The following is a 15,328-nucleotide window of genomic DNA, read 5'->3' as shown; positions in this document are numbered from 1 at the left end:
GAAAACTACAAACTGACGAACGGATAACCGACACCCATGAAAGTCATAGAACATATTAAAAACGCCAAGGGCAAAACTCTCTTTAGTTTTGAGATTTTACCACCGGTAAAAGGAGAAAGTGTACAGAATATTTTCGATGCCATAGACCCGCTAATGGAGTTTAAACCGCCTTTTATAGATGTAACCTATCATAGGGAAGAGTACATGTATAAAAAGCGCGAAAATGGGCTTTTAGAGAGAGTTACTACCCGTAAGCGACCGGGAACTGTAGGTATTTGTGCGGCTATAATGAATAAGTATCATGTAGATGCCGTGCCCCATATTATTTGCGGAGGTTTTAATAAAGAAGAGACTGAAAACGCACTTATAGATCTGGATTTTCTGGGCATCGACAATGTATTGGTACTTAGGGGAGATGCCATAAAGTCAGAAGGTAGGTTTGTTCCCGATCCGGCAGGGCATTCTTATGCCAGCGAGCTACTCCAACAAGTGTTGGAACTCAATGAGGGCCGATATATGCATGAAGAGGTAAAACGAAATCCTACGAATTTCTGCATTGGAGTTGCAGGATATCCGGAAAAGCATTTTGAGGCACCCAGCCTAAAATCGGATCTCAAATACCTGAAGAAAAAGGTAGACATGGGAGCCGATTATATTGTCACCCAAATGTTTTTCGATAATAAGAAGTATTTCGACTTTGTAGATAGATGCCGCCAAAATGGTATCGATGTGCCTATTATACCGGGTATTAAGCCAATAACCACTCTCAACCACATGAACATTCTACCCAGTATATTTCATGTAGACTTACCCGATGATTTGGTAGATGAACTAGATAAGTGTAAGGATAATGCTCAAGCCAGAGAAGTAGGCATTGCCTGGGCTATTCAACAATCTAAGGAACTAATGGAGGCAGGTGTGCCGGTGCTCCATTATTACACCATGAGCAAGAGCCAGGTAGTTAAGAGAATTGCCGAGGCTTTGTTTTAAAATGCCATTGAAAACTCCACATCATCAAAGTTTTTGTCCGTTACTCTGATGATGTGGATGGGCTTCTGCAACAGTCAGGTGTGTTGGTATTTCAACACTCTCAACAAAGAATTAACCTAGTACTTCTTCATGCTTTGCCTGTTCAGTTCATTGTTGTAGAACCTCCAACTGGTTTCAAAATTCTTGCTAAGCTTTTCGTTGGTGAGTAAGGCGCGTACCATTTCAACAGGCATGGCATTTTCCCTCATTACAGCATCGTGAAACTCTTTGAGAGTCATTTTTCCGCTATCTACCAGTTCTCTTTTTAAAGCGTAAAACTGTTGGCCGCCAACCATATAGGCAATTTGATAGAGCGGCCCATAGCCTCCAGTAAACGATCTTCTTACTTCTCCTTCGGCATTGGCTCTTTCGTGCCCAACACGGTCTACCAAATAATCAATGCATTGCTGAGGAGTCCATTTGCCCAAATGATAGTTTAGAGAAAATATAATTCTTGCACAGCGATGCATTCGCCAAAACAACATTCCTATTCTATCTTCGGGTGAGCGTGGAAAGTCCATATCCCACAGCAGCAACTCCCAATAAAGAGCCCAGCCCTCTGTCCAGAAAGGAGTACCAAAAAAACGGTAAGATTTGTATCGGTTGTTCATGAAGCGTTGCATGTGGTGGCCGGCAATTAACTCATGGTGTACCGTAGAGCGGGAAAAGTGTGGGTTGTTACCGCGCATGCTCATGAGTTTATCTGCGTGCTCCATTTCATCGGTTGGGTAAGAGATCTGAAGCACTTCGCCACCCAGAAAAAACGGGCTGATTAATTGTCTTTCAGGGGGGATCATGGTCATTCGCCAAGTCTCTTCAGCTATGGAAGGAATTGAAATGAGGTCGTTGTCTTTCAGAAATGCTACCGATTGGTCGTATAGTTCCAACATGGCTTCCGGTTGTTGCCCGGCCGGAACGAATGACATTTTTACCTTTTCCTGAGCAGCACGCCAGTCATCTCCAAAGCCCATCTCGCGCGATGCTTTTAGTAGTTCCTCATCGCACCAGGCAAATTCCTTCATGGCCATGTCTACGAGTTCTTCCGGGGTGTAAGGAATCATTTCTTGTTTTAGCTGCCGAATGAGTTCTGTTCTGCCAATTGGGTTACCAATAATGCCGCTGCCATCGTCAGCTGGTTGAGTTTTAGGGTCTACTTTTGTCTGTATTAGCGTGGCATACTCGTTCAACTCTTTAGTTAGTTTTTCGTATGGTTTGCTAACCCACCAGCCAAACTGTGGGTCATAGCCATTATAAAAGTCATATACACTTTTTAGGGCTTGAATATGCCCCCTTATGATGCCCTGAGCACGATCGGTTAGGTTTTTCGGAAAAAGGGTAGACCCTTTTTTCAGTTTAGAGGCGGTAGACTCCAGTTGTGTGGAAATGGTGTTGAGCTGAGAGGCCACCTCTTCAGAGTTAAGGTGTTTTCCTCTTCTGCGCAATTTCTCAATGGCATAGATAGGCTCTGCAAATGCCACCCATTCCCGCACAGCATTATATTCTTTAGCTTCCTCTCGGAGTTGATACAGGTGGTCTTTTATGTAGTTATCAATCAAAATGTAATCTACCTGCCCACCTCTCGATAGCTTGTTGAAGTTGTAAGCCGATAGTTTTTGTGAGTAGTCGTTGAAAAATTGCTCAAAACGCTCTCTTCGTTCAGGAGAATTCCAAATGGCATAGAAGCGGGAGAGACTGCCGTAGTCTGCTCTTAATTGAGTGGCCAGGTCATAGAGTTCAGACACCTGCTGTTCGGTGTTCTGGGCATGAGCTGTATGGCTAACGCTAAGTATAACTAAAGCGAATACGGACAAAAAAAGTCGAAAAGTTTTCATGGTGTAACTGAGCATTGCGGTTTAACTAATCCATTAGGTTTTAATCTAAGCTAAATCATTTTTTTATAACGCACATGCCGAATTACACAGACGCACTTTTTACAGTGATGATGGTTTTAGTATCTAGCAAGCGAACCATTTACCGGAATGAGAGTTTTATAAACAAATGATAGCATGAAGAATATGAAGTCAATAAAAACTATACTTTTTTCGCTACTGCTGGTTGTTCTAGTATCGTGCAATGAGAGGTCTTCATCGGGTAACGATAGTGTTTCAGATATGGTAGGTCAGGAGGTGAGCTATAGTACGGAAACTACCGAAATGAAGGGCTACATAGCCTATAATAAAAGTTCTAAAGAAAGGCGACCGGGAGTTATAGTCGTTCATGAATGGTGGGGACACAATGAGTATGTGAGAAGTAGGGCCGATGAATTAGCCCGGCTAGGGTATGTGGCTCTGGCTGTGGATATGTATGGTGAAGGGAAGCAGGCCGAACATCCGGACGATGCAGGTAAATTTGCAGGAGAGGTAATGTCTAACCTGGAAGAAGCCAAAGCCCGGTTCGATGCGGCTTTGGCAACTCTAAAATCCAATCCCAATGTAGACCCCGACAGAATAGCCGCAATTGGTTACTGTTTTGGAGGGTCGGTCGTACTGAGCATGGCCAATGCAGGTTATAACCTGGATGCCGTTGCCGCATTTCATTCCGGTGTAGATTTACCCATAAAGCCTACTAAGGATATTAAAGCGAAGATTTTGGTAGCCAATGGGGCTGATGATCCTTTTGTTCCGGCAAGTTCAGTAGCTCGCTTCCGTGCCGCTATGGACTCTGTGGGTGCAGACTATAAGTATGTGGCTTATGATGGCGCTGTCCATGCCTTTACTAGCCCGGGTGCCAACGCTTTAGGTGAAAAATTCAACCTGCCACTGATGTATAACGAAGATGCGGATAAAGCCAGTTGGAATGAGCTAATGAGTTTGTTTAATGAAGTGTTTGACGAAGAGCGATAAACCTTTTTTGACTGCAATAGGCCTACAAGGTTAATGCACCGTGCCACAAACCAACTAGTGCCAATTGGATGAGTTAGCCTGTCACTATGTTAAACCATATCTTTTAAGGCTTCAACAAAGCGGTCTAGCTCTTGGGTGGTAGTATATACATTGGGCGTTATTCTGCATCCATGCACACCGGCTCCATCAATGGCCACAGTCCAGATGTTATAGTTTTGCATAAGGCTTTTAGCCATATCTGAAGGTTTCATTTGTTTTATACCAACATTGGCGATGGCACAAGACCTGTCTTTGTCTTGAGGGGTGTTGAGCACTATGTTTTCAATACCCCTCACTTTTTCTACCCAGTAACTTTTTAAATACCTGAGTCGGGCTTCTTTTCGGGCAATCCCAATCATGTTGTGGTAGTCTATCGCGTCTAGTATGGTCAGGTCAGTGGCCACCGGATGAGTACCTATGTGATTGAGTCGTTTTATGTCGCCAGGTTCTGTTTTTCCTTCGGCCATTAAGGGCCATATTTTATCGATCTTATCTTTTTTAACATATAGAAAGCCAGCGCCTAAAGGTACACTCATCCACTTATGCAGGCTGGTGCCATAGTAATCGCAGTCTAGCTCTTTCATGTCGAAGTCAATGTGTCCGAATGCATGAGCCCCATCCACCATTACTTCAACTCCCAGGCTATGAGCCATATCGCAAATTTTACGAATGGGCAGAATATGACCGGTTATGTTAATCATGTGACAGACCATCAATAAGCGGGTTTTAGGTGTAATGGCCTTTCGATAAGCCTCTACAATCACCTCGTCTCGCGATGGGTTCATAGGTACATCAATGGCCTTAAGCACAATTCCCTGCCTGGCTTCTACTTGCTTGAACATGTTTAGCATAGCTCCATAGTCTTGATTAGCCATTACGGCCTCATCGCCTCTTTTCCATGGAAAACCCTGAATAATGGTGTCTAAAGATTCGGTGGTATTTCGTGTAATAATCAGTTCATCGTTATTACACTTGGCCAGCTGGGCCAGTGCCGCTGCCGATTTGGCTTTGTTGCGCCACTGGTCGGTACGCATGTAATAAGACGCATGGAGGTTGATGTATCGAATTCTTTCGAGATAGCGCTCAAGGGTGGGTTGAGGCATCATGCAATAGTAGCCGTTTTCTAAGTTGATGTAGTCCGGCTTTAGCAGGTAGTCTTTTCTAATCTTACCCCAAAAATCTTCATTCTGTGCTAGCTCCTCAGCAGAGAATTTATCGTTTAATTCAACAAGTTGCCCAATTTCATTATAGAAAGGCGTGGCAGCCAACGTTGTGCCTATCAGGTTTTTAAGAAAGGTACGCTTATCCATGCTTGGCAGATTAAGCAAGAAGATAAGGCTATTCATTCAGTGAGGCAAGGAGTTTTAACCGGAAGGAGGAGAGAGGCCACTCTAAACCTCATTGGTCGCTTAAACGCATTCTTAGCTCCAGACTTTAGAGTGGTCTCTTTGGCCGCTAGTCATTAACGGTCTAAATGGTTTAAACTGAGACGGACTAACTGGTAAATTTTGCCTTGTAGTCTGAAATGCTCTTTTTAATAATTTCTTTGGCCGTAAGCGCGTTTTGGAATTCTTCAACCTCAACAGTTTTATTCTCCAACTTTTTATAGTCTTCAAAAAAATTGCGAAGCTCTTTTATGAAATGCTCCGGGAGTTCACTGATGTCGTCAAAATGCTTTACCGACATGTCGTTATTGGCTACAGCAATAATTTTATCATCTTTTTCACCACCATCTAGCATGCGCATTACTCCAATTACTTTGGCTTCAACCAGGCACATGGGCACAATAGAAATTTGGGAAAGCACAAGTATGTCTAGTGGGTCGTTGTCATCGCAATATGTTTGAGGAATGAAACCATAGTTGTGAGGATAGTGCATGCTGGAGTAAATCACACGATCCATCTTTAGCAGTCCTGTATCTTTATCGAGCTCATATTTGGCTCTTGTGTTTTGTGGTATCTCAATAATGCCATTCACCACATCTGGCGCACTTTCTCCTACACTTACCTTGTGCCAGGGGTTATTCATATCAATCATTTTCAAACCTTTTGGCAAAGGTAAGTAATGCCCGAAAATTAGGTAGAAAGAAATGAAGTCTTTGACCGAAAGTTTACGGAGCTGGATGATAATGATGATGTACAAATCGGTTCCATCCTTTCTTGGTTTTGGATTCTACCACCCAATGAAATCCTTCCTTTTCATCAGGCCAATAGACCTGCCGGGCCAGTCCGGATGGCATTTGTGCTTCGAAACAGATGGCTTGTGGGTGGATGTCTTCAGCATTGGCCAAATAACCCTGAGCCTGCTTTCCGTCTGATTGAAATGACCAAAACCCGATATTTTTCAGAGCTGTTGTACCAAAAAGAGTCAGGTCTTCGTAGTCTATTTCTGACGATTGCCAGTGGGCATTTAAGGCTATGTACTTACCCTTTAGTACCTTACTGAACGTTCTGGTGCAACGAAGCGCAGGCCTTTGTGCAGAGTGTTCTTCGGCTACCCACCGGCCGAGTAACGGCTCAAATAGTCCAAGTTTTCCCCTTCCTTTTTTCCAAGTCATAATTCTACGGTTCTTCAGGCAAATTTGCCCGGGCAAGTATAGTTTCTTCTCATACTTTGGTATGAAAACAAGGGCCGGCAACCGTATTTTTTAGAATACAGCTTTAACCCGGCTTTTATTTATCCCATCTGTTCAGGCACTTGTGTGTGCTAAACTTTTGTTAAGCTAAAGATGTCTTTCCTTCTGTCTTTCAGGTTTTTAACACTTCCCACATTATGCAGTTCGGTGAGTAAGTCGAGGTCCACATCGGCAATCACTATGGTTTCTGCGTTGGGGGTGGCTTCTGCTTTTATTCCATTGGTTGGAAACTGAAAATCGCAAGGTGTAAAAACCATAGATTGGGCATATTGTATATCCATGTTGTGCACATTGGGCAAGTTGCCTACACTACCGGCTATGGCTACATAGCACTCATTTTCAATGGCTCTGGCTTGCGCACAGTGTCTAACTCGTGAGTAGCCGTTTTGAGTATCGGTAAGAAACGGAACAAAGAGAATATCCATTCCTTCATCGGCCAGTAGACGAGGAAGCTCAGGAAACTCTACATCGTAGCAAATGAGAATACCTATTTTCCCGCAGTCTGTATCGAACGTTTTCAGGGTGTTTCCGCCTGTCATGGCCCATACTTTCTTTTCATCGGGGGTAGCGTGTAGTTTTTCGTAGCGATCTATTTTTCCGTCTCGTTTACACAGGTAGCCCACGTTGTAGAGTTTGTCATCTACCACCTCAGGCATACTACCGGCTATAATATTGATGTTGTAGCTAATGGCCAGGTTAGAAAACTCTTCGACTATTGCAGGCGTAAATTCGGCCAGTTTTCGAATGGCCTCCGGCTCACTGAGGTGGTTAAATTCGGCCATAAGTGGGGCATTGAAAAACTCAGGAAACAGAGCGAAATCACTCTTATATCCGCTTAGTGCATCGATAAAGTATTCTGCATTTTTAAGTAAATGTTCCAATCCATTGTATGGCCGCATTTGCCATTGTACAATACCTAGCCTTACGACCGTTTTGGTAATGGCGGCTTCTTTACTGGGCGTTTCGTAGTATATATTGTCCCAGCGAAGAAGTACGGCAAATTCATTGGAAGCTTCATCGCCTTCTAAATAGCCTTTTAGAATGCTTACAGGGTGAAAGTCGTTAGACAACTGAAAGTTGAGCACGGGATCGTGAACTTCTTTCTGGCGTACTTTCTCAATGTATTCTTTAGGCGTATACTCATCGGCATATTTGTGGTAGTTGGGAATACGGCCTCCAAACACTATACCTTTTAAGTTGAGCCTTTCGCAAAGGTCTTTGCGGTAGTCATACATCCTCCGTCCAATGCGCATACCTCTGAATTCGGCTTTAATAAAAACCTCTATGCCGTAGAGTAAGTCGCCTTTAGTACTATGGGTACTAAAGGTGTAGTTTCCGGTTATTTGCCTGAAGGTATGCTGATGCTTGAATTTTTTAGACTCCACCAAAATCGATAGGGCACAACCCGCAATGTCGCCATTAACTTTCACCACAATTTGGCCTTCAGGAAATTTATCGAGAAGCGACTGAATGTGATGCTCTTTCCAGTAGGCATCGGGCATACTGGAGTATGCGTTGATCATTGCTTCTTTGAGCTCCTGATAGTCTTCTATCTTAAGGTATGATAACTCTATGTTTTGAAAGGTCTTATTGTCCATGCAGCTAATATCTATAGTAAATTGATTTTTCAATAGTGAATTGAACGGCTCTCGAAAATATTTTTTAGAACCATCGGGCAATGCCATTACGATAAAAAAATAAGTACGTTGCCATGCTCATATAACTGCGAGTGCCCTGTATTGTTGGTGAAAGAGTAGGGGGCATAAAAAAACCGGCTCAAGGTCTTTCTATACTATAGAACTGACACTTGAGCCGGTTGAGTGGAAGGCTTAAGCTGTACTTAGCGCTTATCCATTCCTACATAAGGCCTTTGGTTGGCACCGGTGTACACCTGGCGTGGTCTTCCAATTGGTTCTTTGTTTTCTCTCATTTCTTTCCACTGAGCAATCCAGCCGGGTAGTCTACCCATGGCAAACATTACAGTAAACATATCGGTAGGAATACCCAACGCTCTGTAGATAATGCCTGAGTAGAAGTCTACGTTCGGATAAAGCTTTCTTTCAACGAAGTAAGGGTCGTTCAATGCCTCTTCTTCAAGGCCTTTAGCAATATCCAACACCGGATCTTTCACTCCAAGTTTGGCCAAAACATCATCGGCAGCCTTTTTAATAATCTTAGCTCGCGGGTCAAAGTTTTTATATACTCTATGACCAAAGCCCATAAGACGGAACGGATCGTTTTTGTCTTTAGCCTTAGCCATCCATTTTTTAGTGTCACCGCCATCTTTTCTAATGTTTTCCAACATTTCAATTACAGCCTGATTGGCACCTCCATGAAGCGGCCCCCATAATGCATTGATTCCGGCAGAAATTGAAGCATACATACTGGCATGAGAAGATCCAACTACTCGCACGGTTGAGGTAGAGCAGTTTTGCTCATGGTCTGCATGCAATATTAATAGCTTGTCAAGTGCATTGGCTACTACAGGGTCTACCTCATACTCTTCGGCAGGAGTAGCAAACATCATTTTAAGGAAGTTGGCTGTGTAATTCAGGTTATTGTCCGGGTAATTCACCGGATGACCGATCTGATTTTTATAAGACCAAGCCGCAAAAGTTGGCATTTTTGCAATCAGCCTGATAATGCTCATATCTACTTCGGTAGCCGAACGATTCGGATCTAACGAGGCAGGGTAGAAGGCTGTTTGAGCACATACTAATGAAGAAAGTACCCCCATTGGGTGTGCTGTAGACGGAAAGCCTTCCAAAATTTTCTTAACATCTTCATGCACCAGGGTGTGCATGGTAATATCGCTCACAAACTTATCGTAGGTTGCTTTGTCTGGCAGCTCGCCATAGATGAGCAAATAAGCCACCTCCAGGAAGTTCGACTTTTCAGCCAACTCTTCAATTGAATAACCTCTATATCTCAGAATACCTTTTTCGCCATCGAGAAATGTAATGGCACTGGTTGTTGAACCTGTATTTTTAAAGCCGGGGTCGATAGTTATTACACCACTTTCTCCCCTTAGGGAAGAAATATCGATTGCTTTCTCATTTTCGGTTCCTTCTATAACCGGAAGTTCGTAGGACTTTCCGTCAATTCTTAATTCTGCAGTATTTGACATCGTTTAGATTGTGTTAACTTTTGTAGGTTTTCAATCGCGCGAGCGAATTTACTCTAATAAACAATGAAAAAAAATTCTTGTTCTGTCGTTGGGCAATATTTTAATTATTGCCCAGAATGAGTGGCAAACCGTCTTTTCCCTGACCGATCACAACTATTTTGGCATTTGTCGATTCTGCCAGTTTTAATGTGGCTTCAATGCCTCTCATCCTAAGTAAGTTTGGTGTTAAGCTGCTATTGACAATTTTGTTGGCCTGAGCTTCTCCTTCTGCTGCAATACGCTTTCTTTCGGCCTCACTTTTTTCTTTGTCTAACCTAAACTGATAGGCCAGTGCTTCTTGCTCTTGCTGCAATTTGTTTTCAATGGCTTGTTTGATTTTATCCGGTAAATTAATGGATCGGATAAGCAGGGTGGTCATTTCAATATTGTTGGTTTCATTGCCCAACACTTCGGCTGTTTCATTACGAATGGCCGCCTCCACTTCAGGGCGTTTGGTAGAATAAATTTCTTCGGCCGAGTATCGACCCATTACCTGCCGAACGGTGGAACGTACCTCAGGCACAACCAGCGTATTGATGTAGTCAAGTCTGAAACGCTCATAGATGTGTCCAATTTTATCGAACTTAGGGTTAAAGCGTACGGAGACATCTACTTTAATGCTCAAACCATTTTTATCCAGCACATCCATTGTTTCTTCTCTCTTGCTTTCGGCTACATCGAAAACAATAAGGTCGTTCCAGGGGGCTTTCATGTGAAACCCAGGGGCTATTACGTTTTCTTTGTCTAAGCCTCCCGAAAACTTCTTGAACAATACGGCCCGTTCATTGGCCTGTATGGTGTAGAAAATACTGGAAGATAGCCCTACCACAACAATAAGGGCAATAACTGAAATAACAATGATGGGAAGAAGTCTTCTATTATCCATTGGTTTGGGGTTTAGTGTTGAAAAATGAACCTGTTAGTACAAGCCAGAATATGGGCAAATAGTTTAGCCGATTTTCTGCAGGTTCTTCTCTATTTCGTTCAGAATGTCATGAGCCACTCGCAAGGCTTTGTATCCGTCTTCAATGGTCACAATGGGTACGGAATCTTCTATTATGGCTCTATGGAAACTGGCTAGCTCTTCTCGAATAGCATTGGATGGATGTACCTTGGGGTTCTCGAAGATAATCTCCTTCTTACCCTTTTCTTCACCCAAATCCAACACCATTGAAAACGGGCCTTCATTTCCGGTAGCTTCCTGCATTCGCACAATCTCGGAGCTTTTCTCCAGAAAATCTACGGCCACATAAGCGTCTTTCTGAAAAAATCTTGATTTGCGCATGTTCTTCACTGCTATGCGGCTGGTGGTAAGATTGGCGACACATCCGTTAGCAAACTCCAGTCGGGCATTGGCAATATCGGGCGTATCGGCTACTACGTTTACGCCACTGGCCGATATCTTTTCTACCGCTGACCCCACCGACTTGAGAATGATATCGATGTCGTGAATCATCAGATCCAGTACTACCGGTACATCGAGTCCTCTGGGATTGAACTGGGCCAATCGGTGAGATTCGATGAACATAGGCTGCTTTAGGAATGGTTTCGCTGCCACAAAAGCGGGGTTGAATCGCTCTACATGGCCAACCTGAATTTTAAGTTTCAGTTCATCTTTTAGGGCAATAAGCTGTTCGGCTTCTTGAAGGGTGTTGGTAACGGGCTTCTCTATAAATACATGCTTTCCGGCTTTCAGTGCCTTTTCGGCACACTCAAAGTGCGAAAGAGTAGGGGTGACTATGTCGATTACATCGACCGCTTCAATCAGCGATTCGATAGTTTCAAATGCCTTTATTCCATGCTCTTGGGCTACAGCCCTGGCATTGTCAGGTTGGGCATCGTAAAAACCAACAAGTTGGTACTCTGAAATATCTTTAATGCATTTGATGTGAATTTTGCCGAGATGACCGGCACCGAGAACCCCAATTTTGAGCATGAATGGTGTTTTTTAGCTGTGCGGCAAAGGTACTCTCTTAAGTTAAAAGTTCAAGGTTTGGGGCAAAGTTCGTTGTTCATAGCTCATGGTTTATGGGACAATCTTCCCGGAGAATGATGAACGCTTTTTGCGCTAAGCTCAATTGTCTTCGACCTTATGGTACAGGTTGAACCATTGGCGTTCCAAAACCTCAAACAGCCAGTTCTTTTCTTGGGCATATTGTCTGTTGAAAAGATAGTTGCTGTAAATGTGCATATAACGACCCCGGTCTAAATCTATTTTTACGGGTTTCTTTCGCCTCGATTTAATCAGCAATTGGCTGTTCATATTATAAATGAAGTAGGTCTTATGGTTTTTATAAATGTGTATTTCATACGGTATTTGCTCATCATAATAGTAATAAGATTGATGACCGGGAGTCTCAAAGTAGCAGAGGGGTTCTCCCGATTTTAAATCGAATACAAAGTGTTGAGATGGTTTAAATCCAAACGTGGCAACCAGCCACTTACCGTCATTTACCAGGGTATAGTCATTGAACAAACCGAGTTTTACGGAGTCAGGTACAGGTACTGATTTCACGAACCGATACCCTACAATTTCCTGACCATTTAGGTTTGTTACAACCATAAGCAGGCTCATAAACATGGTACAGACTATTCCTTTCATAAGCTGTAGCCGAGGGTGTTTTTGTGGGGCAGAGTCCAAGTAGGCTGTTCTATTTGGGATTCTCAAATGAAGGGCTCTGTTCATAAATATTGATTTGAAAATGAAGACAGAAGGTTCAGAGTTCATGGCTTCTGTAGCCATGAACCCCAAACTTCATTAAGTTATTTAGGCTTTTTCTCCGGCCCACTCAGGTTATTGATCAAAATGGGTTCTCCAAAACCAAGCTGCTTCATGCGATTTAACTGCGTTTTAGCATCACCAACTACCAGCCAAATCATTTGATCTTCGTTGAGATACTTTTGTGAAAGTTCTTTGATCTTCTCTACTGTCATGCCCTGAACAACCTCTTCTCTTTCTTTCACATAGTCATATGGTAGTCCAAGTTCACTGATGTTTTCAAGCATGTTCAGTTTTGCTCCTGCTGTTTCAAAGGCCCGGGCATTACTTTTAATTAAAAAGCCTTTGGTGGTCTCAAGGTCTTTGTCGCTAAAGGTTGAGCCGTAGTTGCTTAGAATCTCTTTAACTAATTGCGTAGACTCAAGTGTTACATTTGTTCGCACTCCACTCGAAATGGTAAAAGTACCATCTGTTTTGTTGCCTGAGAAACCAGATCTAATGCCATAGGTATAGCCTTTGCCTTCTCTCAGTTCTTGAGTAAGTCTTGAAGCAAAGCCACCTCCACCAAGAATGTAATTCATAACCACTGCGGGATAGTAATCTTCATCGGTGGCCGGCATGGAAGGATAGCCAATGGTAAGTACCGATTGTTTGGCATCGGGAACATCGAAGAAATAGACCTGCGATTTTTCCGGTGCAGAAGGTTTAGGAAGTTCCGGTAATACCACACTCTTAGCTTTCCAGCGAGATTCCAAACCCTTGAGCGATGCGACCAGGTCTTGTTGGGAGATGTCTCCGACCACATGGAACCTGGCTACTGAAGGAGAAACAAAAGAAGTATAATATGTCTTTAAGTCTTCTATTGTCAGATTATTCACTGTTTCAATAGTGCCTAATCGGTTTTGTGCGCGGATGTCGTTTTTGCCATAAATGAGAATGTCGTAGGCATTGGAGGCAATGGCATTTGGGTTGGCCTCTTGCTGTCTTATTTGACTTATGGTACGTTGTTTGGCAAGTTCAAACTCGGTCGTATCCCAGCGCGGCTCAAGCAATATTTCTTCCATAAGGGCCAGGGTAGCTTCATAGTTTCTGGCCAGTGTGTTAGCAGAAATTCTTATGCTTTCTTTTCCTGCATACACGCCAATAGAAGCCCCCAACTGGTCGATGGCCTCTTCCAGTTCTTCAGGGGTCTTGTTTTTTGTGCCTTTGGTCATAAGAGCAGCCATGAGATTGGCGGCTCCCAGTTTATCCATGCCTTCCAGTAGCTGCCCTCCATCTATCACCATGTTAATTTGAACCAGAGGAACTTCATTGTTCTCAATGCCATATACCTTTAGTCCATTATTGAGACTAGTTTCATAAACTTCCGGAATCTGAACTTGTGGTGCCGGTCCGTAGGGTGGTTCTACAGTTCGGTCGAAAGATGATGAGGTTCTTTCGTAACTGGCCTGAATGGAGGCATCGAAGGTTTCTTCGGCTCCTTGAACAATTTGCTCCTCCACTACCTGTGCCTGGACAGAGTTTTCCAGGGCCAAAGACTTCTGTCCTTTAGGTACAAAGCTGGTGGCAATGTAGTTTTTGTCTTTGATATACTTTTGGTACACTCGCATTACATCGGCCGTGGTTACCGCCAATATGTTTTCAATATCCTTTTTAATAAACCCGGGGTCGTTGGCAAAAATATTGTATTGAGCTAGCTGAAAGCCCTTGCCAAGTACACTGCTTAGGCTATTGTAAAAGCCTGTTTCTTGTCCGGCTTTTATTCGGGCAAGGTCTTTCTCTGTAATTCCTTCGTTTTCAAAGCGCACAAAGGCTTCGTTAATAGCTTCTGCTACTATATCCAGGTCGGTATCGGCATAGGCTCGAACGGAAAGCTGGAGTTGCCCGGCTAGCTCAGAAGTTCTGTTGTACATCTGTACGGAAGCGGTTAGTTTCTTGTCTTGAACCAGCACTTGGTTGAATGGAGCTTTTTTGCCTGAGGCCAGATATTGAGTGAGTACATCCAGCGCATAGCTGTCTGGGTGGTATTGCTCCACGGTAGGCCAGGTATAGGTGAGCTCCGGCAGTCTGGCAAAATTATCTTCATGGTACAGCTTTTTAGTGGCAGCTACCACACCGGGCCTTGGCTTCAGAGGTTCTATTTCTTCACCTCTGGGAATTTCATCGAAGTATTTCTTCACCCATTCTTTGGCCTGTTCGGTATCAAAATCGCCCGAAACCACCAGGGTTACATTATTCGGTACGTACCATTTTCGAAAGAACTCTTTCACATCGGCTAAGGTGGCCGCTTGCAGGTCTTCTAAAGAACCTATTACCTGCCAGTTGTAAGGATGGTCGGCAGGGTAGAGGTTTTTGTCTATAACATAGCTGGTATGGCCATAGGGGCGGTTGTCATTACTTTGACGTTTTTCGTTTTTTACCACTTGTTTTTCTTTGGCTAAAACGGGTTCAGTTACAGTGTTGATAAACCATCCCAGCTTGTCGGCTTCGGCCCAAAGCATTTTTTCAAGGGCATCGTTGGGAACGGTTTGAAAGTAGTTGGTGCGATCTCGTGAGGTGGAGCCGTTGGCTCCGGAACCACCCACCCGCGCACTTAGCTTGTCGAGCCCGCCTTTACCAAGGTTTTCCGATTCGAGAAATAACAGGTGTTCAAATAAATGGGCAAATCCGGTTCGGCCTTCTTTTTCGCGAGCCGAACCCACGTGGGCAGTCAGTGCTACAGCCACTACCGGATCTGAACGGTCTACATGAAACACAACATCTAGTCCGTTGTCCAGCTCGAACTTTTCATAGGCTACATTGAAATCGGCTTTTGCCGATTCTTTTTGCTGCTGACCAGCCATAAGGGCAAAGAGCATCAAAAAAAGGGTGAGTAATTTTTTCATAGGTATACTTTC

The 15,328-nt window shown here is 43.6% G+C and carries 12 protein-coding genes; 2 read left to right on the top strand and 10 right to left on the bottom strand.

Annotated features, from left to right (window positions below; translation table 11 throughout):
- Window positions 1–36 precede the first annotated feature (36 nt).
- Window positions 37–990 (top strand): methylenetetrahydrofolate reductase [NAD(P)H], encoded by a 954-nt coding sequence (gene metF, locus IE164_RS16715; RefSeq protein ID WP_189631397.1) that lies wholly within the window; start codon window positions 37–39, stop codon window positions 988–990.
- A 116-nt stretch (window positions 991–1,106) separates the two neighbouring features.
- On the opposite strand, the gene IE164_RS16710 is transcribed toward metF, so the two are convergent.
- The gene (locus IE164_RS16710) at window positions 1,107–2,861 is read right to left on the bottom strand and encodes a DUF885 family protein (protein ID WP_189631396.1); all 1,755 of its coding nucleotides are present in this window, start codon (window positions 2,859–2,861) and stop codon (window positions 1,107–1,109) included.
- A 183-nt stretch (window positions 2,862–3,044) separates the two neighbouring features.
- On the opposite strand from IE164_RS16710, the gene IE164_RS16705 reads away from it, so the two are divergent.
- Window positions 3,045–3,872, top strand: a complete 828-nt coding sequence (locus IE164_RS16705) for a dienelactone hydrolase family protein (protein WP_189631395.1) — start codon at window positions 3,045–3,047, stop codon at window positions 3,870–3,872.
- An 89-nt stretch (window positions 3,873–3,961) separates the two neighbouring features.
- On the opposite strand, the gene IE164_RS16700 is transcribed toward IE164_RS16705, so the two are convergent.
- The 9 genes from IE164_RS16700 to IE164_RS16660 all read right to left on the bottom strand — a co-directional run bounded on the left by IE164_RS16700 (window position 3,962) and on the right by IE164_RS16660 (window position 15,316).
- The gene (locus IE164_RS16700; RefSeq protein ID WP_189631394.1) at window positions 3,962–5,221 is read right to left on the bottom strand and encodes an aminotransferase class V-fold PLP-dependent enzyme; all 1,260 of its coding nucleotides are present in this window, start codon (window positions 5,219–5,221) and stop codon (window positions 3,962–3,964) included.
- A gap of 184 nt (window positions 5,222–5,405) precedes the next feature.
- Window positions 5,406–5,939 (bottom strand): inorganic diphosphatase, encoded by a 534-nt coding sequence (locus IE164_RS16695; RefSeq protein WP_189631393.1) that lies wholly within the window; start codon window positions 5,937–5,939, stop codon window positions 5,406–5,408.
- An 82-nt stretch (window positions 5,940–6,021) separates the two neighbouring features.
- A complete protein-coding gene (locus IE164_RS16690; protein WP_189631392.1) occupies window positions 6,022–6,468 on the bottom strand; it encodes a hypothetical protein in 447 nt (148 codons plus the stop codon).
- Window positions 6,469–6,617: 149 nt separating this feature from the next.
- Window positions 6,618–8,144 carry a carbon-nitrogen hydrolase family protein gene (locus tag IE164_RS16685; protein WP_189631391.1) on the bottom strand — a complete coding sequence of 509 codons (1,527 nt, stop codon included), beginning with the start codon at window positions 8,142–8,144 and terminating at the stop codon, window positions 6,618–6,620.
- A gap of 242 nt (window positions 8,145–8,386) precedes the next feature.
- A complete protein-coding gene (locus IE164_RS16680; RefSeq protein ID WP_189631390.1) occupies window positions 8,387–9,673 on the bottom strand; it encodes a citrate synthase in 1,287 nt (428 codons plus the stop codon).
- A gap of 100 nt (window positions 9,674–9,773) precedes the next feature.
- Window positions 9,774–10,598, bottom strand: coding sequence for a prohibitin family protein (locus IE164_RS16675; RefSeq protein ID WP_189631389.1), 825 nt, complete (start codon window positions 10,596–10,598; stop codon window positions 9,774–9,776).
- A gap of 63 nt (window positions 10,599–10,661) precedes the next feature.
- Window positions 10,662–11,648 (bottom strand): Gfo/Idh/MocA family protein, encoded by a 987-nt coding sequence (locus tag IE164_RS16670; RefSeq protein WP_189631388.1) that lies wholly within the window; start codon window positions 11,646–11,648, stop codon window positions 10,662–10,664.
- A gap of 138 nt (window positions 11,649–11,786) precedes the next feature.
- The gene (locus tag IE164_RS16665; protein WP_189631387.1) at window positions 11,787–12,398 is read right to left on the bottom strand and encodes a hypothetical protein; all 612 of its coding nucleotides are present in this window, start codon (window positions 12,396–12,398) and stop codon (window positions 11,787–11,789) included.
- Between the two features lie 77 nt (window positions 12,399–12,475).
- Window positions 12,476–15,316: a M16 family metallopeptidase gene (locus IE164_RS16660; protein ID WP_189631386.1), complete on the bottom strand. Its 2,841-nt coding sequence runs from the start codon at window positions 15,314–15,316 to the stop codon at window positions 12,476–12,478.
- Window positions 15,317–15,328: the final 12 nt, after the last annotated feature.

It is taken from the genome of Roseivirga thermotolerans, from assembly GCF_014653175.1.
Lineage (GTDB): Bacteria > Bacteroidota > Bacteroidia > Cytophagales > Cyclobacteriaceae > Roseivirga > Roseivirga thermotolerans.
The sequence above is the reverse complement of the archived record's forward strand: the minus strand, read 5'-3'. Positions and strand labels throughout refer to the sequence as shown.

Bases quoted from the DNA above. Each gene is read 5' to 3' on its own strand.
- IE164_RS16685 (WP_189631391.1), bottom strand. From the start codon at position 8,144: ATGGACAATAAGACCTTTCAAAACATAGAGTTATCATACCTTAAGATA.
- IE164_RS16660 (WP_189631386.1), bottom strand. From the start codon at position 15,316: ATGAAAAAATTACTCACCCTTTTTTTGATGCTCTTTGCCCTTATGGCT.
- IE164_RS16680 (WP_189631390.1), bottom strand. From the start codon at position 9,673: ATGTCAAATACTGCAGAATTAAGAATTGACGGAAAGTCCTACGAACTT.
- IE164_RS16705 (WP_189631395.1), top strand. From the start codon at position 3,045: ATGAAGTCAATAAAAACTATACTTTTTTCGCTACTGCTGGTTGTTCTA.
- IE164_RS16695 (WP_189631393.1), bottom strand. From the start codon at position 5,939: ATGAATAACCCCTGGCACAAGGTAAGTGTAGGAGAAAGTGCGCCAGAT.
- IE164_RS16690 (WP_189631392.1), bottom strand. From the start codon at position 6,468: ATGACTTGGAAAAAAGGAAGGGGAAAACTTGGACTATTTGAGCCGTTA.
- IE164_RS16665 (WP_189631387.1), bottom strand. From the start codon at position 12,398: ATGAACAGAGCCCTTCATTTGAGAATCCCAAATAGAACAGCCTACTTG.
- metF (WP_189631397.1), top strand. From the start codon at position 37: ATGAAAGTCATAGAACATATTAAAAACGCCAAGGGCAAAACTCTCTTT.
- IE164_RS16710 (WP_189631396.1), bottom strand. From the start codon at position 2,861: ATGAAAACTTTTCGACTTTTTTTGTCCGTATTCGCTTTAGTTATACTT.
- IE164_RS16700 (WP_189631394.1), bottom strand. From the start codon at position 5,221: ATGGATAAGCGTACCTTTCTTAAAAACCTGATAGGCACAACGTTGGCT.
- IE164_RS16675 (WP_189631389.1), bottom strand. From the start codon at position 10,598: ATGGATAATAGAAGACTTCTTCCCATCATTGTTATTTCAGTTATTGCC.
- IE164_RS16670 (WP_189631388.1), bottom strand. From the start codon at position 11,648: ATGCTCAAAATTGGGGTTCTCGGTGCCGGTCATCTCGGCAAAATTCAC.